Origin of the sequence: Synechococcus sp. JA-3-3Ab, assembly GCF_000013205.1 — a bacterium.
GTDB lineage: Bacteria > Cyanobacteriota > Cyanobacteriia > Thermostichales > Thermostichaceae > Thermostichus.
This window is the reverse complement of record NC_007775.1, coordinates 2,361,317-2,381,020: the sequence shown is the minus strand read 5'-3', so window position 1 is coordinate 2,381,020 and position 19,704 is coordinate 2,361,317. Positions and strand designations below refer to the sequence as shown.

The window sequence follows — 19,704 nt, the reverse complement described above, 5'->3', positions numbered from 1 at the left end:
ACCAGGGGAAAACCACACCTGTGAACCTTGTCCCGCTACTGCCGACGGGCAAGGGAAAAATCGCTAGGCCGGCGGATAGCCCACTTGGGCGAGCACCTGCCGCCAGACACTTTCCGGCTGCTCAGACGTAATCCGCACCTGCTTGGTCTTGGGATCCGCCTCCACCTGCGCCTGGGGATCCTGTTGCCGCACCGCCTGCGTGATGGTGTCCACACAAGCGGAGCAGGCCAGCTTCGGCACCGTCAAAACAACTTGCATCCTGGGAAACCTCCCCAGCCCAATGCCACCAGCTTGATGCTAAACCTTCCAGTGGGCTGGAAGGTCAAGAGGGTGGCTGAGGCTCCTCTATGTTCCAGCGGTAGTCTACCTGATAGCCCCGCTGTCGCCAGTCCTCTTCCAGTTGCAACTGTTGGGTCAGGGCTTTGCGCAGAGAGTTGATCAGCTCTTGCGTGCGGCCTCGGTTGCCGAAATCCTGCTCTTCGACAGTGGGAAACGTTTGCCGCTCGAGAACCCGCAGCAGAAATTCGTAGTGGACGTGAGCCGGCACAGGAATACGTTTCATCGATCTAGGCCCTTCTTGGGATCCATTGACAATCCTGGGCTTACTGGGATGACAACAGGGAGCGGACGGCTTGGCCGGGATCCGGCTGCGTTACCAGCGCTTCCCCCACCAGCACAGCGCGCACCCCCCAACTGCGCAACTGCTGCAAGTCAGCAGGGGTGTGGATGCCAGACTCGCTGACCACCGGCAGATCGCCGAGGCGCTCCCGATGGGCGACCAAGAGATCCCGCGTCGTGTTCAAGTCCACCGCAAAGGTTTTGAGATCCCGATTGTTGATGCCGATCAGCACCCGTCCTTTGGCCTGTTGCAGGTGCGGCAAGGCCAAAACCCGCTGCAACTCTTGGCAAGTGTGCACCTCCAACAGAGCCGCCATGCCCAGTTGCTGAATGAGCTTGAGAAAATAGCCCAAGTCCGCATCCGAGAGAATGGCGGCAATCAACAGCACCGCATCCGCTCCCAGAGTGCGGGCCCAGAGGATTTGGTAAGGGTAGAGGATGAACTCCTTGCACAAGATGGGGATCCCTACCGCCTGGCGGATCTGGCGCAAGTACTCGCCGCTGCCCTGAAAAAACCGCTCATCCGTGAGCACCGACAGGCAACTGGCTCCCGCCGCCTCGTAGCTTTGGGCAATGGCCACCGGATCAAAGGGATCGCGGAGAACCCCACGGCTGGGGGAAGCTTTTTTCACCTCAGCGATAAGGGAAACGGGGTGAGGGGATTGGGTGAGGGCCGCCACAAAATCCCGCACCGGTGGCGCTTGCTCCAGTTGCTGCTGCAATTGCTTCAGAGGAAGCTGTTCCCGTTGGCGCTCCACCTCCTGCTCTTTGTGCCAGACGATCTCCTCCAAAATGTGGCGTGGCTCGGCCTCTGGAGCCTTTGTCCGGTACACCTGCGAGGCCACCACCACCGGCGGGGCAGGAGAACGCCGACGAACGGCAAGCAGCTCACCTTCCAGCTCCATACCACCCCTGAACAGAACTCTACACCTCACCCTAAACTACTCTAGTGTGCTGCTGTCGGTTTGAATAGCTACTCCGAATATCCCCAAACCGCCTCTGGCAAAGGTGTTTTTTTTACTCTATGGTTGAGTTTAGGGCTGAGCAGCAGCCGATGCCGGTTAGACTGCCAGTTAAGCAGAGAGCCGGCGGAGGCGCTGCTTGAGGCAAGACAAAGGTGCTGCTCAAGACGAGATGGCTCGAGACAGATCCAAGTCAACCCGGGTCAAGCGAGAGGCTTGACGCAGGTTTTCGCGCCCCGGGGTGCCTTGCTCCGGCAGCCGTTTCGTCTCCCCATCTTGCCCAACTGTGGGCAAAGGCTCGGCTGAGGCAGAGTTTGGGATATTGCTGTCCATGCTGTTTTGAAGGAGTTCGGGCGTGCTGTACCTGGCAGAGCTATCCAAGCCGATTGGGTTTGCCAAATCGTCGCTGCAATTGCTAGCCAAGCAGCAGCAGGACAACACCTGGGTGGCCGTGAACGAAGAATCGATTACTCTAGAGGGCCGCATCGCCCAGGAGGCCGGGCGCTTCAAGGATGGGGCCTTGGTGCTGGCAGAAATCACAGGCAGCCGTCAGATTACCCGCATCAACGAAGCCGCTCGCCAAGTGGTGACCTACCTACAAAACTTCAGCCAACTTCAGCTCAAAGCCCGCAGCCAAGAGGAAGAGATTGAAAATTGGCGCAAGTCCCTCACCTTTCAGGCGCATGAGCTGACCCGCCGCGAGATGGAGCTGGCAGCCCAAGAAGAGGAGGTGCGGCGGCTGTACGAGCAATACAAGGGCGTGGAGGAAGAGCGCAAGCTTCTAGACAGCCTCAAAGAGGAGTTGGCAGCCCAGCAGGCCTACCTGGCCGAGCAGCAGCGCCTGATCGGAGAACAGCGAGAAGCCCTGAACCGGCAACGGCAGGAACTGGAAGCTCAGTTGCAAGAGGCCCGCTCCAGCCGGCTGGGGGAAGCAGAAGCGGTCCAGCTCCAGATTTTGTTGCAAGAAGTTCAGGAGAGTTTACATTTCTCCGCGAATCCCTTGGCTCTTCTCCAGAGTTTAAAAAGCCAGGTTCAGCAGCAGCAGGATCACTTCAATCAAGAGATTGCCCAACTGGAGCAAGAACGTCAGCAGGCCCACGCTCAACAGGAGGAGCTGGATCGAGACTACCATGCCTGGCGGGAGCGCTGCGCCGCCTGGTGGGGATCCCAACGATCCCTGGAGCAGAGCCAAGCCGAATGGCATGCCCGCCAGGGATCCCTGCGAGCCTATCAGGAGCAACTGCAGAGGATCCTTCAGCAGTTGCAATCCCAAGAGAGCTTGTACCAAAAAGCCTATCGCCTGGTGCAGGAGTACGACTTCATCGTCGATGGCAGCAGCAACGGCGGGTCAGGTGCCTCAGGGTCTGCGATCTCGGTCGAGGAGCTGGCGGCCTTGGTGAGCCAACTGCGCCGAGATTACGAGCAGCGGGCAGCCCAAGTCAGCCAACAGCGGGCCGAGCTGGAGCAAAACCGGCAAACCCTGCGGGAGCTGCAAGAGCGGCTGGCCACCGCCTCTCCGGAGGAGCGGTTCGACATCGAACTGGATATCGACTACGCCCAGTCTGCCTGCAGCGCCCTAGAGGAAGCCCTGCTGCCTCAGGAGAAAAACCTGCAACGGGAATACGAGGAGCTGGCCCGCCAGGAAGCCCGCCTTAGGCAGCTTCAAAATCAGGCTGCCGCCCCAGTTCAGGTCGATATCGGGCCGATCCTGGAGCAGATCGGCAGCCAGAAGCAGGAGCTTCTCCAAGAAAAAAGCCGCCTGCAAACCCTCGTCCACCAACTGGAATCCTCTCTGCCCTTTCAACAAGAGCAACTGGCCCGCCAGCAGCAGGAATTGCAGCAGCAGTGGCAACAGTTGCAGCAAGAGGAGGGATCCCTGCGGGCCCGCACCCAGGCGATGGCAGAAACCTGGGGCCGCCTCAACCATCTGCAGGCCACCCTCTACCCTGAGCGAGATCGCTGGGCGGAGTTAGCGGAACAACTGGCTCAGTTGGAGGCAGAGCTGGCTCAATATCAAGAAAGGGGCTCCACGGCCAGCGCCCATGTCCAGCAGGTGCAATCGCTCCTGGCCGCCCTCACCCAGCGGTAAGGAGCTGTGTCCTGTCGTCTTCCCAAGCAGGCAGGCAGTGCCCACACATTCCTTTTGACACAAAAGGATAGCTTGGTAGCCCCGTACTTGAGGACGGGGCGGAAAAGCCCTTGAGCCACTTTAGTTGCTTCTTTAGAGCTTCTCCAGGAAAACAACCTACTGCGGTGCCAAACCCGCGCGGCAATGACTAACCTGGAGGAACTGAAGTCCTCCGAAGTAAGCAGAACTTTGAGGTTATGCCTCAAAAGACTATCTAGGGGCGTCTTGACAGCGCCTTCGCCAGTCCATTTTGGGCTGCGTAAGAATCCCCTGCCTTCAGGCGCTGGGAGTGTCAAGGGCTTGACGGCCTCAACCAAAGAGAGCAAATCTGGTAAAATTCGGTAGCGCCTTGTAGATAGCGGGATCCCAACTTCTCGAGGCAGAGGAGCAGCGGAGATCTCCGCATTTTATCTGTCAGGAGTGTTCCAGTGTGAGGTCAGCTCGTGCGAATTGCAGTTGATGCGATGGGAGGTGACTACGCTCCCGAAGAGATCATCAAGGGCGCCCTGCTGGCCCATCGCTATCTTCAGGTGGGGATTGCGCTGGTCGGCCGTCCAGACGCGCTTGAGCCTTTCTTGCCCCGGCCCCTGCCTCCTGGGATCACCGTCGTGCCCGCTGAGGAGGTAGTGGGCATGGCGGAAGAGCCCCTGGCGGTGCGCAGGAAGCCGCAAGCCTCTATCAACGTCTCCATGCAACAGGTGCGCGCCAAGCAGGCAGATGCAGTGGTGGCTGCCGGCAACACTGGGGCTACGATGGCCGCTGCCTACCTCAACTTGGGCCGATTGGCGGGGATCGACCGCCCGGCCATCGGTGCTCTTTTGCCCACTTTGAAGGGCAAGCCGGTCTTGCTTTTGGATGTGGGAGCCAACGTGGACTGCCGGCCCCGCTTCTTGGAACAATTTGCCCGCATGGGATCCCTCTACTGCCAGTGCGTGCTGGGGATTGAGAAGCCGCGGGTGGGCCTGCTCAACATTGGCGAGGAGCCCAACAAGGGCAACGACCTGGCCCTGGCCACCCATCAGCGCCTGACCCAGTTGCCGGGGATTCACTTTGCCGGCAACGCCGAGGGGCGAGACGTGCTGACGGGGGACTTTGATGTGGTGGTGTGCGACGGCTTTGTGGGCAACGCCCTGCTCAAGTTTGCCGAGAGCGTCGGCCAGGTGATCACCCAGGTGCTGCGGGAGGAGTTGCCCCGCGGCTGGCGTGGCAAGCTGGGCTGCTGGCTGCTGCAGCCCAATCTGAAGCAGGTGAAGCGGCGCATGGACTATGTGGAATACGGCGGCGCTTTGTTGCTGGGGGTGAACGGCATCTGCGTCATTACCCACGGCAGCTCCAAGGCGGCGATGGTCTACCATGCCATTCGCCTGGCCAAAGAGGCGGCGGAGCAGAAGATCCTACAGCGGCTGCAAGCGGAAATGGCCGACTCTCACCCATCCAAAGTCAATGCCGGAGAGAATGCTCCTCCTCTGGCCTCAGCCTCTAACCCCAGTCCAGAAGCCCTGCCGGTAGGATCCCTGGATCGGGTGGAAGGATAGCGTTCATGCCCAGCAATGGCCTCCCGAGCGTGCGGCTGGTGGGGGTGGGGGCTGCCCTGCCGACTCCCTGCCTGAGCAACGACGACCTCAGCCAGATCGTGGAGACTTCCGACGAGTGGATCTGGCCCCGCACCGGCATTCGCCAACGGCGCATCCTGCCCCCCGACCTCAGCCTGGTGGATTTGGCGGCGCAAGCGGCAAAGGCTGCCCTGGCGCAGGCCGGCATCCCGCCCCAGGAGCTGGATCTAATCCTCCTGGCCACCTCCACCGGCGTCGATCGCTTCGGCTCCGCTCCGCGGGTGCAAGCAGCGCTGGGGGCGACACGGGCGGTGGCTTTTGACCTGACGGCAGCCTGTACAGGGTTTGTGTTTGCTGTGGCCACGGCGGCCCAGTTTCTGCAAACCGGGCTGTACCGGCGGGCGCTGGTGGTGGCGGCGGACGTACTCTCTCGCACAGTGGACTGGACAGATCGCACCACCTGTGTCCTATTTGGGGACGGGGCAGGGGCGGTGGTCCTGGAAGCCGCAAGAGAGGGGGACGGCGGCATCCTCAGCATCGAGCTGCGCAGCGATGGCAGTGGCAGCGAGCTGCTCAGCCTGGCCATGGCCACCGAGGCCAGGCCCCTGGTGGGATCCCTGCAGGTGGGTCAATACCGCTGCTGCCCCATCGCCATGAACGGCCGTGAGGTGTACAAGTTCGCCGTCCAAGCGGTGCCGGAGATTATCGAGAAGGCTCTCTTTCGAGCTGGGATTGCCGCAGCAGCCGTGCAAGGCTACTTCATCCACCAGGCCAACCAGCGCATCCTCGATGCTGTGGCCAAGCGGCTGCAGTTGGATCCCCAGCGGGTGGCCAGCGTTCTGGAGCGCTACGGCAACACCTCCGGCGCCTCGGTGCCGATTGCGCTGGCCGACTGGATTGGCCAAAGGCGGTTTGGCCCTGGGGATTTGGGGGTGATGGCTGGCTTCGGCGCCGGCCTCACCTGGGGAGCAATTGTCTTTCGTTGGGGCAGATGAGTTGGAGAGTATTGAACTGATGAGCGTTGCCTGGATCTATCCCGGTCAGGGATCCCAAGTCGTGGGCATGGGAAGGGATTTACAAGATTGGCCAGGGGCGGCCCGCAAGTTGGCTGTGGCCCGCGAGGTGCTGGGATGGGATCCCCTGGCGCTCTCGGAAGAGCAGATCCATCAGACCGGCTACACGCAGCCGGCTTTATTCACTGTATCGGCCCTGCTGACGGACTATCTCTACGCTCAGGGTCAGGCTCCCGCCTGTACAGCCGGCCACAGCTTGGGAGAATATAGCGCCCTCTACGCCGCGGGGGTATTTGATTTTGAGACTGGCCTGCGGCTGGTGGCGCTGCGGGGCCAGTTGATGGAAGCTGCAGGGGATCCCCCCGGCAGCATGGCGGCGCTGATTGGGTTTGATCGCGACAAGCTGGAGCACCTGTGCCAGATGACTCCCGATGTGGTCATTGCCAACGACAACAGCCCGGATCAGGTCGTGATCAGCGGCTCGGTCGAGGGGGTGCAGGCCATCTGTGAGCAGTTGCAGGCCAAGCGCACCGTTCCCCTCAAAGTCAGCGGCGCCTTCCACTCGCCCTTGATGCAGGCGGCGGCGGAAACCTTTGCCCACACCTTGCGCGAGGTTGACTTTCAGGCTCCGCGAGTGCCGGTCTACAGCAATTGCACGGCTGCCGCTAGCCGAGATCCCCAGGTCCTCAAGCAGGCACTGCTGTCTCAGATGACTGCCCCAGTCCGCTGGCGAGAAACGGTGCTGCAGATGGCCGCCGACGGCATCCGAGAGGTGTGGGAAATCGGCCCTGGCAATGTGCTGACGGGCTTGGTGAGGCGAACGGCACCTGCCCTGGGACGGTGCAACATCAGCAGCCTCAGCATCGGCTAAGGGATCCCGGCAGCCCTGTTGCTGCAAGTTGCGTTGCTAGCTCCTCAAGGGAGAAGGGCTGCGGGTGAGGAAACCTCCCCAAACAGCAGTTAGGATCAATGAAAACCTGTTTCTGGGGCCGACGATGCCGTCTTCTCCCCCTCGCCAGCTTTGGGTCAATGCTTTTCCCGCTTTGGCTGGCCTTGCCGTGGCCCTCGGCAGCCTGGGATCCGGCGGATCCCTGTGGCAGTCGGGGGCAGCCGCTTTGGCTACGGGCATGACCGGCTACCTCGCCTCCGCCCTGGCTGGGAGTGAGTCCAAAGCCAAAATCCACCTGCTGGAGCAATCTCTGGAGCACCTCAAAAGCCGGCAAGAGCTAGGTTTACAGCACCTGCAAAACGAGCTGGCCGATCTGCGGGCTGCTCTTGCCAATTGGACACCCCTTCGGCAGGAAGAGAAAGCCGGCGATGGAACTGATGCTCAAACCTATTTTGAGTTGGGATCCCAGATCCAAGCTCAGCAAGAATTGCTTTCACAATTGCGTACAGAAGAGCAGAATCTAAAAGCCTCAATAGAAGACTTGCAAGCCAAAAAACAAGAGCTTGTACAACTTTTGAAAGAGTACGTTGCGAAAATTGACCAACTCCGCTGCAAACGGGATCTTTTGGCCCAAGAGATCGCCCGCCTTAATCAAGCTCGCCAAGCAACAGGCTGCAGCAACTTTGCCGCCCACCCCTCTGGGTTTGGAAAGGGATCCCTGGGCTTCAGCTCCGTTTCTGCCACCGCCTACGACGAAATTCTTGCAGCTATTGAGGAGCGAGTAAACGACTTGGACGACATGGCAAAAGCGATGGCAGAGCTGAGCTCGCTCGAGGGCAGATGGTAGCCTATCAGACGCCTTCCGAGTCCGGATCTATTTCATGAATTCGCCGCAGGGATCCCTTATTAAAGGCCGGGAAGCGTAGATAGGGGTACTGTTCCTTGGCCTGCTGCAGCTCTTGAAAGGCGGGGGCCAGGTGGTCTTGGGGGGAGATCCCTGTCACGACACACCAGATCTTGGTGCGTGTCAAGGCCACAAAAGCTTGGTTGCGCCGGCGCAGTTGCTCTTCCACACTGAGCCCCGGTTCGGTGGCGTTTTGAAACTGGCAAACGTAGACTTTCCAAGCTTCATTGCCTTTGGCCCGGAAGATCCCCGCTAGGGTGACATGCCCCGGCAAGCGGAAAATATCCTGACCGGCATCTTCGCCGGCTATGAGAGCTCTAATTCCTCTTTGTTTGAGCTTGGCCTTCAGGCTTTCCCAATAAGGTCTGCTCTTCTTGAAGCTGCCTACACCGGTAACCAGGAGATCCTCCGGCTGAAAACTCCACTGCTTCAGGTCGCGCTCGATTTGTTGGGCAATCCAATTCTGCTCCTCTTCCTCAGAAGGGAAGGTGCGCCAGATTAGCAGCGATTGCGGATCCACCTTGGGCTCAAAGTCTTCTTGATCGATGGGATGGCAAGCCTTGCGGGTGAGGGTAATTGTGGATCCAGGCTTACGAAAATCGCCTTCTACCACTTCGTAACCTAAATTTTCCCACTGCCCTTTTTGAGTAACTCCCTGCAAAGGCTGGTCTCCACGCAAAAGACCCATGTTGATGGCATGGGCAGCCATGAGAATAATCTTCGGAGTGCGGTAGCAATGGGGCAACACAGTGGCCCGCCCTCCCAACTGCACTTTGGGCTTGCCTGTCTCGTCGCGCCCGAATAGCTCGGCTATTCCTGGCACCGTCAGCGAGCCAATGCCCTGGGCTTCGTCATAGGCCCAATAGAGCCGTTTGGGATCCCGTAAAGCCCGATAGGCTAAACGGTAAAAGGCAGGGGGCAAATCTTGACCTTCATCGATCAAAATAACATCGAAGAGCTGAGGGATTTCCTTGGCTTCTTTTTCTAACTTTTCGCAGACGTAGTCGAAGGGCTCAGTTGTATAGTCATTTTTATCCCTTAGCTCTGCCTTTGCCCGCTCCAAGCTTTTGGGCGTTAAGCCACATTCGTTAGCGAGCAATCGATAGAACCCAGTTTGATTTTGGGATCCCCAGGCGTGCATCACCTGGATCTTTTTCCAGTCCGGCTCAAGGTCAAACTTGCTCTGACAGACCTTTGAGATTTGCTCGCGAATTTGGTGATAGAGAGAGCGGGTGTAAAAAACTACCGCAATGTCCCAATCGGGGTGGTCGGCGTGGATCTTGGCCGCTCTGCGAGTCAAGACTACCGTTTTGCCTGTCCCCGCCAGGCCCCGCAACCGCTGTGGCCCCTCAGGATATTGGGTGGCAATTTTGCGTTGGTCTTCATCAAGCTTAAAGATCTGCTCTTGGACGCGACGGATCACCGCCTGGGGATCGTAGCTGTAAGATATTGGGTCATCGCCGGGATCCCCCAACTTTATTCCCAACGTTTTGAGGATCACTTCCCATTCTGTGGCGTTGAGAGGAGCGCCATTGGCCTTTTTGGCCGCATACAGAGTCTGCCGCAACTGCTCTGGATGCTCCAAATCATCTGCAAAAAGCAGCGCCCCGAGAAACGGGGGATCCCCGAAGCGCTCCTGCCATTCTTGTCGCCGAATGCGAGGCAAAGCCAGCCGATATTGCCAGGCAACGCGAGCTTGGAGAGGCCGGGTTTCCGGATTTTGCTGCAGCCAATTCTTGATCTGAAACATTTGGTTATCGGCCTGCCCCAAGGGGGTCTCGGTTTCCCTGTGCCACTCCCGCATGCGCCACTGGCTGCCGTCGATGGCTTCGATATTGTAAAGGTTGCAGCCCTTACACTCGAAAACCCAAAAGCCCAGTTCAAAATGAATCAATAGGATGTCGGGCTTGGCCGTGACGTGGCCCTGATGGTTATAGATACTGAACTGATGGAGGAGGTAGCCGGGATCGGATCCCAGGGCCTGCCGCAGCGCATTCCAAACCACTGCTTCCGCAGCTACCCCAGGTAAGCTGTCGTCCAGAGCGCCGTCGGGTTGAAAGTGCATGGGGGATCCCTCGTTTTCCAACTTGAACCCAATGTACAACAGGAAACCTGAGCTCTTGGGGAAGGATCCAAAGCCCCTAAAGCAAAGACTCAGGTCGGATCCGGGGATCCACCCACATCAAGAGCAGATCGGCCAACAAATTGCCCAGAATGAGCATCACGGCCCCCAGCAAAAGCCCGGCCATCACCACGTTGATGTCGAAGCTCTGGACCGCTTCCAAGAGCAGCTTGCCCAGCCCCGGCCAGTTGAAGAAAAACTCGGCAATAAAAGAGCCGCTGAGCAAATTGGCAAACTCAAAGCCCAAGATCGTGATCAAGGGGTTGACGGCGTTGCGCAATGCATGCAGCCAGATCACCCGCCATTCCGGGATCCCACGCGCCCGCGCCGCCTGGATGTATTCCTGCCGCAGCACGTCCAAGAAGTTGCCGCGGGTAATCCGCTGCAGCCCGGCAAAGCTGGTGATGCTCAGGGCCAGCGTGGGCAAGAGCAGGTGACGGCCCAGATCCAGCAGCTTTCCCCCCCAACCCAGCTCGGCAAAATAAACACTGGTCATCCCGCCCACCGGCAGCCAGCCCACGTTTTGGGCCACGATCAGCAGCAAAATGGCCAGCACAAAGCTGGGCATGGCCTGCCCCAGGTAGCTGAGCAACTGCAACGCCCGATCCAGAGGAGTGTTCTGCTGCAGCGCCCCCAGGATCCCCAGCGGAATGGCGATCATCCAAGTCAGCAAAACGGAGCACACTGCCAACAGCAGGGTGGCGCCGGCGCGGGAGAGGATGAGCTGCGCTACTGGCACGCGATAGGTGTAGCTGACGCCAAAATCCCCCTGCAGCAGATTGCCCAACCAGGTCAAATACTGCCAAAGCAAGGGTTTATCCAAGCCCAGCCGCGCCTCTTCCTGGGCGATAAACTCCTGGCTGATACTGGGATCCGCCCGCAAGGGATCCAAAAAATCGCCGGGGGCCAGTTGCAGGAGCAAAAAGCTGAGCACCGTGATCAGCAGCAGCACCGGCACCGCTTGGACCAGCCGCTGCAAAACAAGGGCTAGGGGAGGCCAAAGGCTGAACACCCGTCCAGCAGGGGGAGAAGAGGTTGCGGCCACAGGCAGAAGTCGAGTTGAGCGAGGTCCAAATCTCCCTGGGAGTGGGATCCCTGTCGAACTATGCTGCCATTCTCGCGGCCAAATTTCCAGGTTGCTGCCTGGCTTGGAACAGGGCGCAGTTGCCCGTTAGGGAAATTGGGGGTTAAGCCAATCCGGCAGGCGCAAGCTAAGGCGGTAGACTAGTCAGAAGCTTTTTCGATGAGTTGCCGTTGGGAAGATCTCTTGCGAAACCTGTTTCTTACCGGCGCTAGCGGCTGTCTGGGGCATTATGTGTTGGAGCGCCTGGCCCAACAAAGGGATCCCGAGTTTCCGGAGCAGCCCGCCTACCACCTGTACATTCTTATCCGCAACCCCAGCCGCCTGCGGTTGCCCCCGGAGCGTTTGCCTGCCCCCATCACCCTGGTGGCCGGCGATCTCCTGCGCATTCGGGAACACGCCGCCCTGCTGCGGCAGATGGATGGGTTGATCCACATGGCGGCGGCTTGGGGGGATCCCACCCTGACCTGGGCGGTGAACGTCACCCACACCTTGGAGTTGCTCAGCTTGTTGGATCCGGAGCGCTGTCAGCAGGTGATCTACTTTTCCACTGCCAGCCTTTTGAATCAAGCGTTAGAACCTTTGGCCATCGCCGGCCAGGCCGGCACCGACTACATCCGCAGCAAGTACGCGATGCTGCTGCGACGGCAGGAAAGCAGCTTCTGGCCAGATCGCCTGCTCACCCTCTACCCCACCCTGCTGTTTGGCGGCAGCCCCCACCACCCCTACTCCCACATCACCGCCGGCCTCAAGGAGGTGCTCCGCTGGCTGGATTTGATCCGCTTTTTGCGGGTGGATGCCAGCTTCCACTTCATCCACGCTGCCGATGTGGCCGAGATGGTGGCCCATTGGGTGGCCCATCCGCCGGGGGGAGGGGATTGGGTGTTGGGCAACCCCCCCTTGTCGGTGGATGAATGCGTAGAGCAGGTGTGCGCCTATTTTAAAAAACGGATTTATTTCCGCCTGCCCCTGCCCATCGGCCTATTTCGCACCCTAGCCTTCCTACTTCGGGTGCGACTTTCGGCCTGGGATGAGTACTGCCTGCGCCACCGCCACTTTGTCTATCCGGCCCTCTCCCCAGCAGCGCTGGGCTTGCCCTGCCGCTTCCCTACCGTAGCCTCTCTTCTCGACGCCTACCTCTAGGCCACCTTTGATAGAGTCACGCAACTCCCCTCTCCCCAGGGGTAAGGGATCCCGACAGGGATCAGCCGGCAGAGGCCACTGCTTCTCTGTGAGCCAAGCCTTGAAGCTGAGCAGCAATGCGCTCCCGGTCGAGCCTCTGGCCGATGAACACCAGGCGGGTCAACCGCGGCTCTTGCGGGCGCCAGGGGCGGTCGTAGTAGGTCTCAAATCGGGATCCCACCCCCTGCAGCACCAGGCGCATCGGCTTGTGGGGCACGGCCACAAACCCCTTTACCCGGTAGAGGCATTCCTCTTGAGCCAGTTGACGCAGTTGGGCAACTAGGGATCCCGGCTCATAGCTGCCCTCCAGGCTGAGGCAGAAAGACTCAAAAGCTTCGTGCTCGTGCTCCTCCTCGAAGTCGTGGTGGCTGGGGCGGCGCTCCAACTGATCCTCCACCGCCGCCTGGAAGCCCAAGAGCACTTCTGGGGCAACCTGGCCCCGCTCACAGGGGAGAACTCGAACCTCAGGGCGCAATTGTTGCCGCAGCCAGCTCTCCACCTGGGTTCGCTCCTTCGGCGTGATCTGATCCACCTTGCTCAGCAGCACCAAATCAGCGCAGCTCAACTGATCCTCAAACAGCTCCTCAATGGGAGTCTCGTGATCCAGGCTCTCATCGGCCTGACGCTGCGCCTCCAGCGCCGCCAGATCCCCCACCAGTTGCCCAGAAGCCAGGGCCTGGCCATCCACCACTGCAATCACCGCATCCACCGTGGCGCCGGTGCGAATGGTGGGCCAGCGGAAAGCCTGCACCAGCGGCTTGGGCAAGGCCAATCCTGAAGTCTCAATCAGGATGCAGTCCAGCTCTGCCCGCCGCCGCAGCAGAGCCTCCATGGTCGGCAAGAACTCCTCCTGCACCGTGCAGCAGAGGCAGCCGTTGGCCAGCTCCAGAATGGGGATGGAGCCCCCTCCCTCGCAGAGTTGGCAATCCCGCAGCAGTTCGCCGTCGATGCCCACTTCGCCAAACTCATTGACCACTACGGCGATGCGGCGGCCCTGGTTGTTGAGCAAAAGGTGACGGATCAAAGTGGTCTTGCCGGATCCCAAAAATCCGGTGATGACCGTAACCGGAACTTTGTGCATCTTGATTTGCGCATTCGGCCTTCCCAGTCTCTACCCGTGCTTCCCTCTCTGTCCATCCCGGCAGGGGGGATCCCCAAAAAAAGGCCCCCTGCCGGGGGCCAAAGGTTGTGATCTCCGAGAGACTTCCGGGCTTATCGGATCGGCTTCATCCGGTAAACCGGCTCGTTCTCGCGGCTGATCCCCTTCTCAAAGCCGGCAGCAGCGGCGCGCGCGCGACCAGCATGCCACAGGTGACCGACGAAGAACAGGAAGCCGAAGATGAAGTTGTGGGCTGCCAGCCAGGTGCGCGGGCTGGTGAAGTTCACCGTGTTGATCTCGGTAGCCACACCCCCCACCGAGTTCAGGGATCCCAGCGGCGCGTGGGTCATGTACTCTACCGCACGGCGGGCCTGCCAGGGTTGGATGTCGTTCTTCAGCTTGTCCAGATCCAAGCCATTGGGGCCCAGCAGCGGCTCTTTCCAAGGGGCCCGCACATCCCAGAAGCGCATCGTCTCACCGCCGAAGATGATCTCGCCCGTGGGAGAGCGCATCAGGTACTTACCCAGACCGGTGGGGCCTTGGGCCTGGCCGATGTTTGCCCCCAGGCGCTGGTCGCGCACGATAAAGGTGAGGGCTTGGGCTTGCGAGGCTTCCGGGCCGGTGGGGCCGTAGAACTCGCTGGGGTAAACGGTGTTGTTGAACCAGATGTAGCAGGTGGCAATAAAGCTCATCAGCGAGACCGCCGCCAAGCTGTAGGAGAGATAGGCCTCTCCCGACCAGATAAGAGCACGGCGGGCCCAGCCAAAAGGCTTGGTGAGGATGTGCCAGATCCCACCGGCAATGCAGATGATGCCGATGTAGATGTGGCCGCCGATCACATCCTCCATGTTGTCCACGCTGATGATCCAGCCGTCGCCGCCAAAGGGAGACTTGAACAGGTAGCCGAAGATGACCGCCGGGTTGAGCGTGGGGTTGGTGATCACCCGCACGTCGCCACCCCCCGGAGCCCAGGTGTCATAGACGCCACCAAACCACATGGCCTTGGCCACCAACAGGAAAGCCCCCAACCCCAACAGGATGAGGTGGATCCCCAAGATGGTGGTCATCTTGTTCTTGTCTTTCCAGTCGTAGCCGAAGAAGGGGAAAGACTGCTCCAGGGTTTCCGGGCCGCGCACGGCGTGATAAATGCCTCCCAGACCCAGCACCGCGCTGGAGACCAGGTGCAGCACACCGATCACAAAGTAGGGGTAGGTATCGATCACCTCGCCGCCTGGGCCAACTCCCCAGCCCAAAGTGGCCACGTGGGGCATCAGGATCAGCCCCTGCTCGTACATGGGCCGATCCGGCGTGAAGTGAGCCACCTCAAACAGCAGCATCGCTCCCGCCCAGAAGACGATCAGGCCGGCGTGGGCTACGTGAGCGCCCAAAAGCCGACCGGAAAGATTGATCAAGCGAGCATTCCCGGCCCACCAGGCGAACCCGCCCTGGGTGCGATCCTGCATCGCTGCGGAACCAAACGTCGTTGAAGTCACTGAGGCCAGCCTCCGAAAACAGTAAAGGTCACAGTACAGCAAAAGATATGAGGTGAAAAGCAAAGGAGCTTAGGAATGGCCGAGCGCCTACCCATCCAATCCAAGACTTGAATAGGCGAACGCTCGGCCTCGGCTCTCACGTAAAGGATCGAGAGAACTCAAGCGTTCGACAGCCAGCGCCAGTTTAGAGCGCGTTGCCGCGGGGCAGGACTTCCTCGGGGAACTCAAAGCGCTCGTGCGGCTGGTCCTGCGGCGCCATCCAGGCCCGAATCCCCTCGTTGAGCAAAATGTTCTTCGTGTAGAACGTCTCAAACTCAGGGTCTTCCGCCGCCCGCGTCTCCTGACTGATAAAGTCATACGCCCGCAGGTTCAGCGCCAACCCCACCACACCAATGCTCGACATCCACAATCCCGTTACCGGCACAAACAACATGAAAAAGTGCAGCCACCGCTTGTTGGAAAACGCTATCCCAAAAATCTGGCTCCAGTAGCGGTTTGCCGTCACCATCGAGTACGTCTCTTCCGCCTGCGTCGGCTCAAATGCCCGAAACGTGCTCGCCGCTTCCCCATCCTTGTAGAGCGTGTTCTCCACCGTCGCCCCATGGATGGCACACAGCAGCGCTCCACCCAACACGCCGGCCACCCCCATCATGTGGAACGGGTTCAGCGTCCAGTTGTGGAACCCCTGGAAAAACAGCAAAAACCGGAAAATCGCCGCCACCCCAAAGCTGGGCGCAAAAAACCAACTGCTCTGCCCCAGCGGGTAAATCAAAAACACGCTCACAAACACGGCAATCGGCGCGCTGAAGGCAATGGCGTTGTAGGGCCGCACCCCCACCAGCCGGGCAATCTCAAACTGCCGCAGCATAAAGCCAATCAGGCCCAGCGCCCCATGGAAGGCCACAAAGGTCCACAGCCCGCCAATCTGGCACCAGCGGGTAAAGTCCCCCTGGGCTTCCGGGCCCCACAGCAGCAGCAGGCTGTGCCCCATGCTGTCGGCGGGGGTGGACACGGCCACCGTCAAAAAGTTGCACCCCTCCAGGTAGGAGCTGGCCAACCCGTGGGTGTACCAAGAGGTTACAAACGTGGTGCCGGTCAGCCAGCCGCCCAGGGCCAAATAGGCGCAAGGAAACAGCAGCAGCCCCGACCAGCCGATAAACACGAATCTGTCGCGCTTGAGCCAGTCGTCGACGATGTCGAACCATCCTCGCTCCTGGCGCGCGCGCCCTACTGCGATGGTCATCTCAACCTCTCCTTAAAAACATGATGAGGACATTAATGAAACTACAAATTTTGCTCCTTTGAAGCAAGACTGGTGCCTAGGTATAAAGACTCAGTCTGCGAACTTGTCGCCTTGGTTTCCCTGCACGGATTCCTGGCCAGAACTGACCAACCGCTGCTTCAGGCAGCTTTGCTGGCGTTCCGAACTGCTCTTGGAATCCTCAGCAGAGCTGTGGCGATCCCGACGAGCCGCCCTAGGGCCACCGAACAAGTTTCACGGCTGTCGGCATTACAATTTAGCCTACGCCGGTAAAGACTTGTAAATTGCTTTCATTATAGAGGGGGGGGACTCGTTCCCATCAAGTCCGAGGTGGCTGGGATCTTCACAGACTGTAATCTTTGCGGTTTTTCTCTCCTGAGATATTGAGCTAGAGGGGCTGCCTCACCCTGGGGAAGGCCGAAGGCACAAGATCCGATATCCTTGAAGGGCGAGGCAATCCACCTGAGAGGAATCTATGGCTAGTGAGATCTTCACCATTGCTGGGCTCTCCATCGTCCTGACCCTAGTGGGTGTGGCGCTTGGATACGGGATCTTGCGCATCACCCAGGGCGGGGCCGAGTAGGGATTTCCTCATTTGGTAAAACATGAAAATCGGCATCGTCGGCGCCGGGGCAGTCGGGGGGCATTTGGCCGTTTGCCTGGCTCGCGCCGGCTTTTCAGTCAGTGTGGTGGCGCGGGGATCCCACCTGCAGGCCATCCGCAGCCAAGGCTTGAAGCTGATCCGGCAGGGGGATCCCCCTGTGGCTTGGGTAGAGCGGCTGACGGCCAGCGACGACTTGGCTGAGCTGGGGCGGCAAGATGTGGTGATCGTTGCTGTCAAGGCCCACAGCTTGCCCCTGCTTGCCCCGCAATTGGGATCCCTGTGTGGCCCGGATAGCCCCGTTGTGGTTGTCCAGAATGGTATCCCCCGGTGGTACTTTTACCGGCATGGCGGCGAGTTTGAGGGGCGCTCCTTGACTTCGGTGGATCCGGGCGGGGTGATCGCCGCGCATCTGCCAGTCGAGCGGGTGATCGGCTGTGTGGTGTACATCGCCGTGCAGTTGGCAGAGCCGGGGGTAGTTTTGCATACCGGTGGCGGGCGCTACATTCTGGGAGAGCCGGATGGGTCGTTGTCGGAGCGGCTGCGCTCTCTGGCGGCCATCTTTGAGCAGGGGCAGCTTTCTGTGGCCCTCACCTCCCAAATTCGGGTCGAGATCTGGCAAAAACTTTGGGGGAACGCCGCCTTCAATCCCATCAGCGCCCTTACCCGCGCGGCCCAAGACGCAATTGCCCAGTACCCGCCCACCCATGCTTTGGTTCGGTCGGCGATGCAGGAAACCGAGGCGGTGGCCCAAGCATTTGGGATCCGGCTGCCGGTCTCTTTGGAAGAGCGGCTGAAGGATGCAGCCCGTGTGGGCTCCCATCGCACCTCGATGCTGCAGGATATCGAGCGGGGGCAACCGACGGAGATCGAGAGCATTGTCGGCGCCATCACGGAGCTGGGGCGTTGGGCGGGGATCCCGACTCCCCATCAGAACCTCTGGGGTACTCCCGCCACAGCGCAGCTTGGCGGGCTGGAGGATAGGCGGTGAGACGAAGGGGTTCAATGCCCCTGAGTCTCACAATCTGGGCGTTGCCTGCTGCTCGACATACTTCTTCAACTCCTCAACGGTGACCCCACCACAAGAGGCAACAAAATAGGTCCCTGTCCAAAATACAGGCTTGCTGTAGAACCGTGCCACCTCTGTGGCGAACTCTTTGCGAATCAACCGGCTGGAGACTGTTTTCAGGTTGTTCACCAGCTTCGAGACCTGAACATCCGGCGGAAAACTCACCAACAGATGCACATGATCCGCCTCACCGTTGAACTCCACCAAGGAACAGCGCCACTTTTGGCAGGTCGCTCGAAATATATCTTCCAGCCTCTGCAACATTGGAGCAGTTATCACCCGACGACGGTACTTTGTCACCAGCACCAAGTGGATTTGTAGGCTGTAAACAGAACGATGGCCTATGTTGTAGCTCATTGCGCTAAATGCTAGAACCGTCTCATGATTATCACCCACGAGTACCGGATCCTGCCCAGCGACGACCACGCCGCTCTGATGACCGAGTGGCTGGAATTGTTGCGGCGGCAGTGGAACGACGCTCTGGGGCAGAGACTGGACTGGCTGACCGCAACCCATTGTCCAATTGACCGTTGCAGCCTTGTCTCTTGTCCGTTGCCTGTGTCAGAAGCTCCGCTGGAGCCGAATTATTATCGGCAGGCGGGATCCCTCAAACAAATCAAGCAACTGTTCCCGGCTTACCGGGGCATTTACGCCGAGGTGCTGCAGCAAAACTTGATGCGGCTGGACAAGGCGTGGAAAGCGTGGCGGGAGCCGGATAGCACAGGCAAACGGCGGGGGCGGCCCCGCTTCAAAAAAGAGGGGGAGTTGAGATCCTTCACATTCCCCCGCATCAACTGCCCCGGCCCCCCGCCCCCCCTGCCCCCCGTATACGGGGGGTTGGGGGGCCAGCAGGGGGGCGGGAGCGCATCTGGAAGGGGAGACTCTGCGGCTGAGCAAGATTGGCTCGATGCCTGTGGTGCTGCACCGCCCCTTGCCGGAGGGGTTTGTGCCCAAAACCTGCACAGTGGTGCGCAAGGCCGATGGGTGGTATGTCTGCATCAGCTTGGAAGACAAAAGCGTTCCTCTCCCAGAGCCTGTGTCTATCAAAAGGGCGGTGGGTATTGATGTGGGATTGGATAGGTTTCTCACCACCAGCGATGGGGAGGTGGTGCCTATCCCGCGGTACTACCGCCAAGCTCAAAAGCACTTGGCTCGACAGCAGCGGCAACTGAGCCGCAAGGTGAAGGGATCCGCCAACTGGAAGAAACAGGCCACGAAAGTCGCTTGTCTGCAGTTGCACGTTGCCCGACAACGCAAAGCGTTCCACTACCAAGTGGCGCACTGGCTGGTGGGGCAATACGACCTGTTGGTGGTGGAGGATCTCAACGTCCGAGGGCTGGCACGGACTCGGTTGGCTAAATCGATTTTGGATGCGGCTTGGGGACGATTTCTTGACATTCTGACAGCAGTGGCGGTCAAACGCGGCAAACAGGTGTTGAGAGTGGATCCCCGTGGTACGTCCCAAATATTGTTGTGTTTGTGAGGAGCGTGTTCCCAAGACCTTGTCGGAACGGGTGCATGATTGCCCCCGTTGCGGGTCGTGGGACAGAGACTTGAACGCTGCTATCGAGATTTTGAAGCGAGGACTCAGGTCCCCCCGTATACGGGGGGATGTAGGGGGGCGGTGGGACTGCCGCTCTCTGGCTGTGGAGGATCCTGGTTTACCAGTCCGTTGAAGCAGCAACTCCGGGAAGTGATTCTCGGAAGCTCCCGTCTACAGCCCGTCAGG

19 protein-coding genes are annotated in these 19,704 nt (G+C 59.7%); 10 read left to right on the top strand and 9 right to left on the bottom strand.

Annotated features, from left to right (window positions below; all coding sequences use genetic code 11):
- Positions 1-63: 63 nt before the first annotated feature.
- The 3 genes from CYA_RS11155 to trpC form a co-directional block, all read right to left on the bottom strand.
- A complete protein-coding gene (locus CYA_RS11155; RefSeq protein WP_011431170.1) occupies positions 64-258 on the bottom strand; it encodes a heavy-metal-associated domain-containing protein in 195 nt (64 codons plus the stop codon).
- 64 nt (positions 259-322) lie between these two features.
- On the bottom strand, positions 323-562 hold the full coding sequence (locus CYA_RS11150) for a DUF5340 domain-containing protein (protein WP_011431169.1): 240 nt from the start codon (positions 560-562) through the stop codon (positions 323-325).
- Positions 563-602: 40 nt separating this feature from the next.
- Positions 603-1,523, bottom strand: a complete 921-nt coding sequence (gene trpC / locus CYA_RS11145) for an indole-3-glycerol phosphate synthase TrpC (RefSeq protein WP_011431168.1) — start codon at positions 1,521-1,523, stop codon at positions 603-605.
- A gap of 412 nt (positions 1,524-1,935) precedes the next feature.
- Here trpC and hmpF point away from each other — a divergent pair, with 412 nt between their 5' ends.
- From hmpF to CYA_RS11120, 5 genes are all read left to right on the top strand, one after another.
- Positions 1,936-3,669, top strand: a complete 1,734-nt coding sequence (gene hmpF, locus CYA_RS11140) for a pilus motility taxis protein HmpF (protein ID WP_011431167.1) — start codon at positions 1,936-1,938, stop codon at positions 3,667-3,669.
- A 482-nt stretch (positions 3,670-4,151) separates the two neighbouring features.
- Positions 4,152-5,243 (top strand): phosphate acyltransferase PlsX, encoded by a 1,092-nt coding sequence (gene plsX, locus CYA_RS11135; RefSeq protein ID WP_011431166.1) that lies wholly within the window; start codon positions 4,152-4,154, stop codon positions 5,241-5,243.
- A gap of 5 nt (positions 5,244-5,248) precedes the next feature.
- Positions 5,249-6,256: a beta-ketoacyl-ACP synthase III gene (locus tag CYA_RS11130; RefSeq protein ID WP_011431165.1), complete on the top strand. Its 1,008-nt coding sequence runs from the start codon at positions 5,249-5,251 to the stop codon at positions 6,254-6,256.
- Between the two features lie 19 nt (positions 6,257-6,275).
- The gene (fabD, locus tag CYA_RS11125; RefSeq protein ID WP_011431164.1) at positions 6,276-7,145 is read left to right on the top strand and encodes an ACP S-malonyltransferase; all 870 of its coding nucleotides are present in this window, start codon (positions 6,276-6,278) and stop codon (positions 7,143-7,145) included.
- 124 nt (positions 7,146-7,269) lie between these two features.
- Complete coding sequence (locus tag CYA_RS11120) at positions 7,270-8,010, top strand: hypothetical protein (RefSeq protein WP_011431163.1); 741 nt, start codon at positions 7,270-7,272, stop codon at positions 8,008-8,010.
- Positions 8,011-8,014: 4 nt separating this feature from the next.
- Here CYA_RS11120 and CYA_RS11115 read toward each other — a convergent pair whose 3' ends face one another.
- Both CYA_RS11115 and CYA_RS11110 read right to left on the bottom strand, forming a co-directional pair.
- Complete coding sequence (locus tag CYA_RS11115) at positions 8,015-10,132, bottom strand: DEAD/DEAH box helicase (RefSeq protein WP_071813564.1); 2,118 nt, start codon at positions 10,130-10,132, stop codon at positions 8,015-8,017.
- Positions 10,133-10,208: 76 nt separating this feature from the next.
- A complete protein-coding gene (locus CYA_RS11110) occupies positions 10,209-11,234 on the bottom strand; it encodes an ABC transporter permease (RefSeq protein ID WP_011431161.1) in 1,026 nt (341 codons plus the stop codon).
- 198 nt (positions 11,235-11,432) lie between these two features.
- On the opposite strand from CYA_RS11110, the gene CYA_RS11105 reads away from it, so the two are divergent.
- Entirely contained in the window at positions 11,433-12,413 is a 981-nt protein-coding gene (locus tag CYA_RS11105; RefSeq protein WP_041438538.1) for an NAD-dependent epimerase/dehydratase family protein, read from the top strand.
- A gap of 61 nt (positions 12,414-12,474) precedes the next feature.
- Here CYA_RS11105 and cobW read toward each other — a convergent pair whose 3' ends face one another.
- The 3 genes from cobW to psbD form a co-directional block, all read right to left on the bottom strand.
- Positions 12,475-13,533, bottom strand: a complete 1,059-nt coding sequence (gene cobW, locus CYA_RS11100; RefSeq protein WP_011431159.1) for a cobalamin biosynthesis protein CobW — start codon at positions 13,531-13,533, stop codon at positions 12,475-12,477.
- Positions 13,534-13,664: 131 nt separating this feature from the next.
- On the bottom strand, positions 13,665-15,014 hold the full coding sequence (psbC, locus tag CYA_RS11095; protein WP_041438536.1) for a photosystem II reaction center protein CP43: 1,350 nt from the start codon (positions 15,012-15,014) through the stop codon (positions 13,665-13,667).
- Positions 15,015-15,228: 214 nt separating this feature from the next.
- Complete coding sequence (gene psbD / locus CYA_RS11090; protein ID WP_011431157.1) at positions 15,229-16,287, bottom strand: photosystem II D2 protein (photosystem q(a) protein); 1,059 nt, start codon at positions 16,285-16,287, stop codon at positions 15,229-15,231.
- Positions 16,288-16,780: 493 nt separating this feature from the next.
- Here psbD and CYA_RS11085 point away from each other — a divergent pair, with 493 nt between their 5' ends.
- Positions 16,781-16,888 (top strand): cytochrome b6-f complex subunit PetM, encoded by a 108-nt coding sequence (locus CYA_RS11085; RefSeq protein WP_011431156.1) that lies wholly within the window; start codon positions 16,781-16,783, stop codon positions 16,886-16,888.
- Between the two features lie 22 nt (positions 16,889-16,910).
- Entirely contained in the window at positions 16,911-17,897 is a 987-nt protein-coding gene (locus CYA_RS11080) for a ketopantoate reductase family protein (RefSeq protein ID WP_011431155.1), read from the top strand.
- Between the two features lie 27 nt (positions 17,898-17,924).
- Here the strand turns inward: CYA_RS11080 and tnpA are convergent, their stop codons facing one another.
- The gene (tnpA, locus tag CYA_RS11075; protein ID WP_011431154.1) at positions 17,925-18,401 is read right to left on the bottom strand and encodes an IS200/IS605-like element ISSoc3 family transposase; all 477 of its coding nucleotides are present in this window, start codon (positions 18,399-18,401) and stop codon (positions 17,925-17,927) included.
- A gap of 481 nt (positions 18,402-18,882) precedes the next feature.
- Here tnpA and CYA_RS15400 point away from each other — a divergent pair, with 481 nt between their 5' ends.
- Both CYA_RS15400 and CYA_RS15395 read left to right on the top strand, forming a co-directional pair.
- Positions 18,883-19,458, top strand: coding sequence for an RNA-guided endonuclease InsQ/TnpB family protein (locus CYA_RS15400; RefSeq protein ID WP_255322488.1), 576 nt, complete (start codon positions 18,883-18,885; stop codon positions 19,456-19,458).
- Complete coding sequence (locus CYA_RS15395) at positions 19,427-19,651, top strand: transposase (RefSeq protein ID WP_228375301.1); 225 nt, start codon at positions 19,427-19,429, stop codon at positions 19,649-19,651. Before CYA_RS15400 ends, CYA_RS15395 begins: the two co-directional genes overlap by 32 nt.
- Positions 19,652-19,704: the final 53 nt, after the last annotated feature.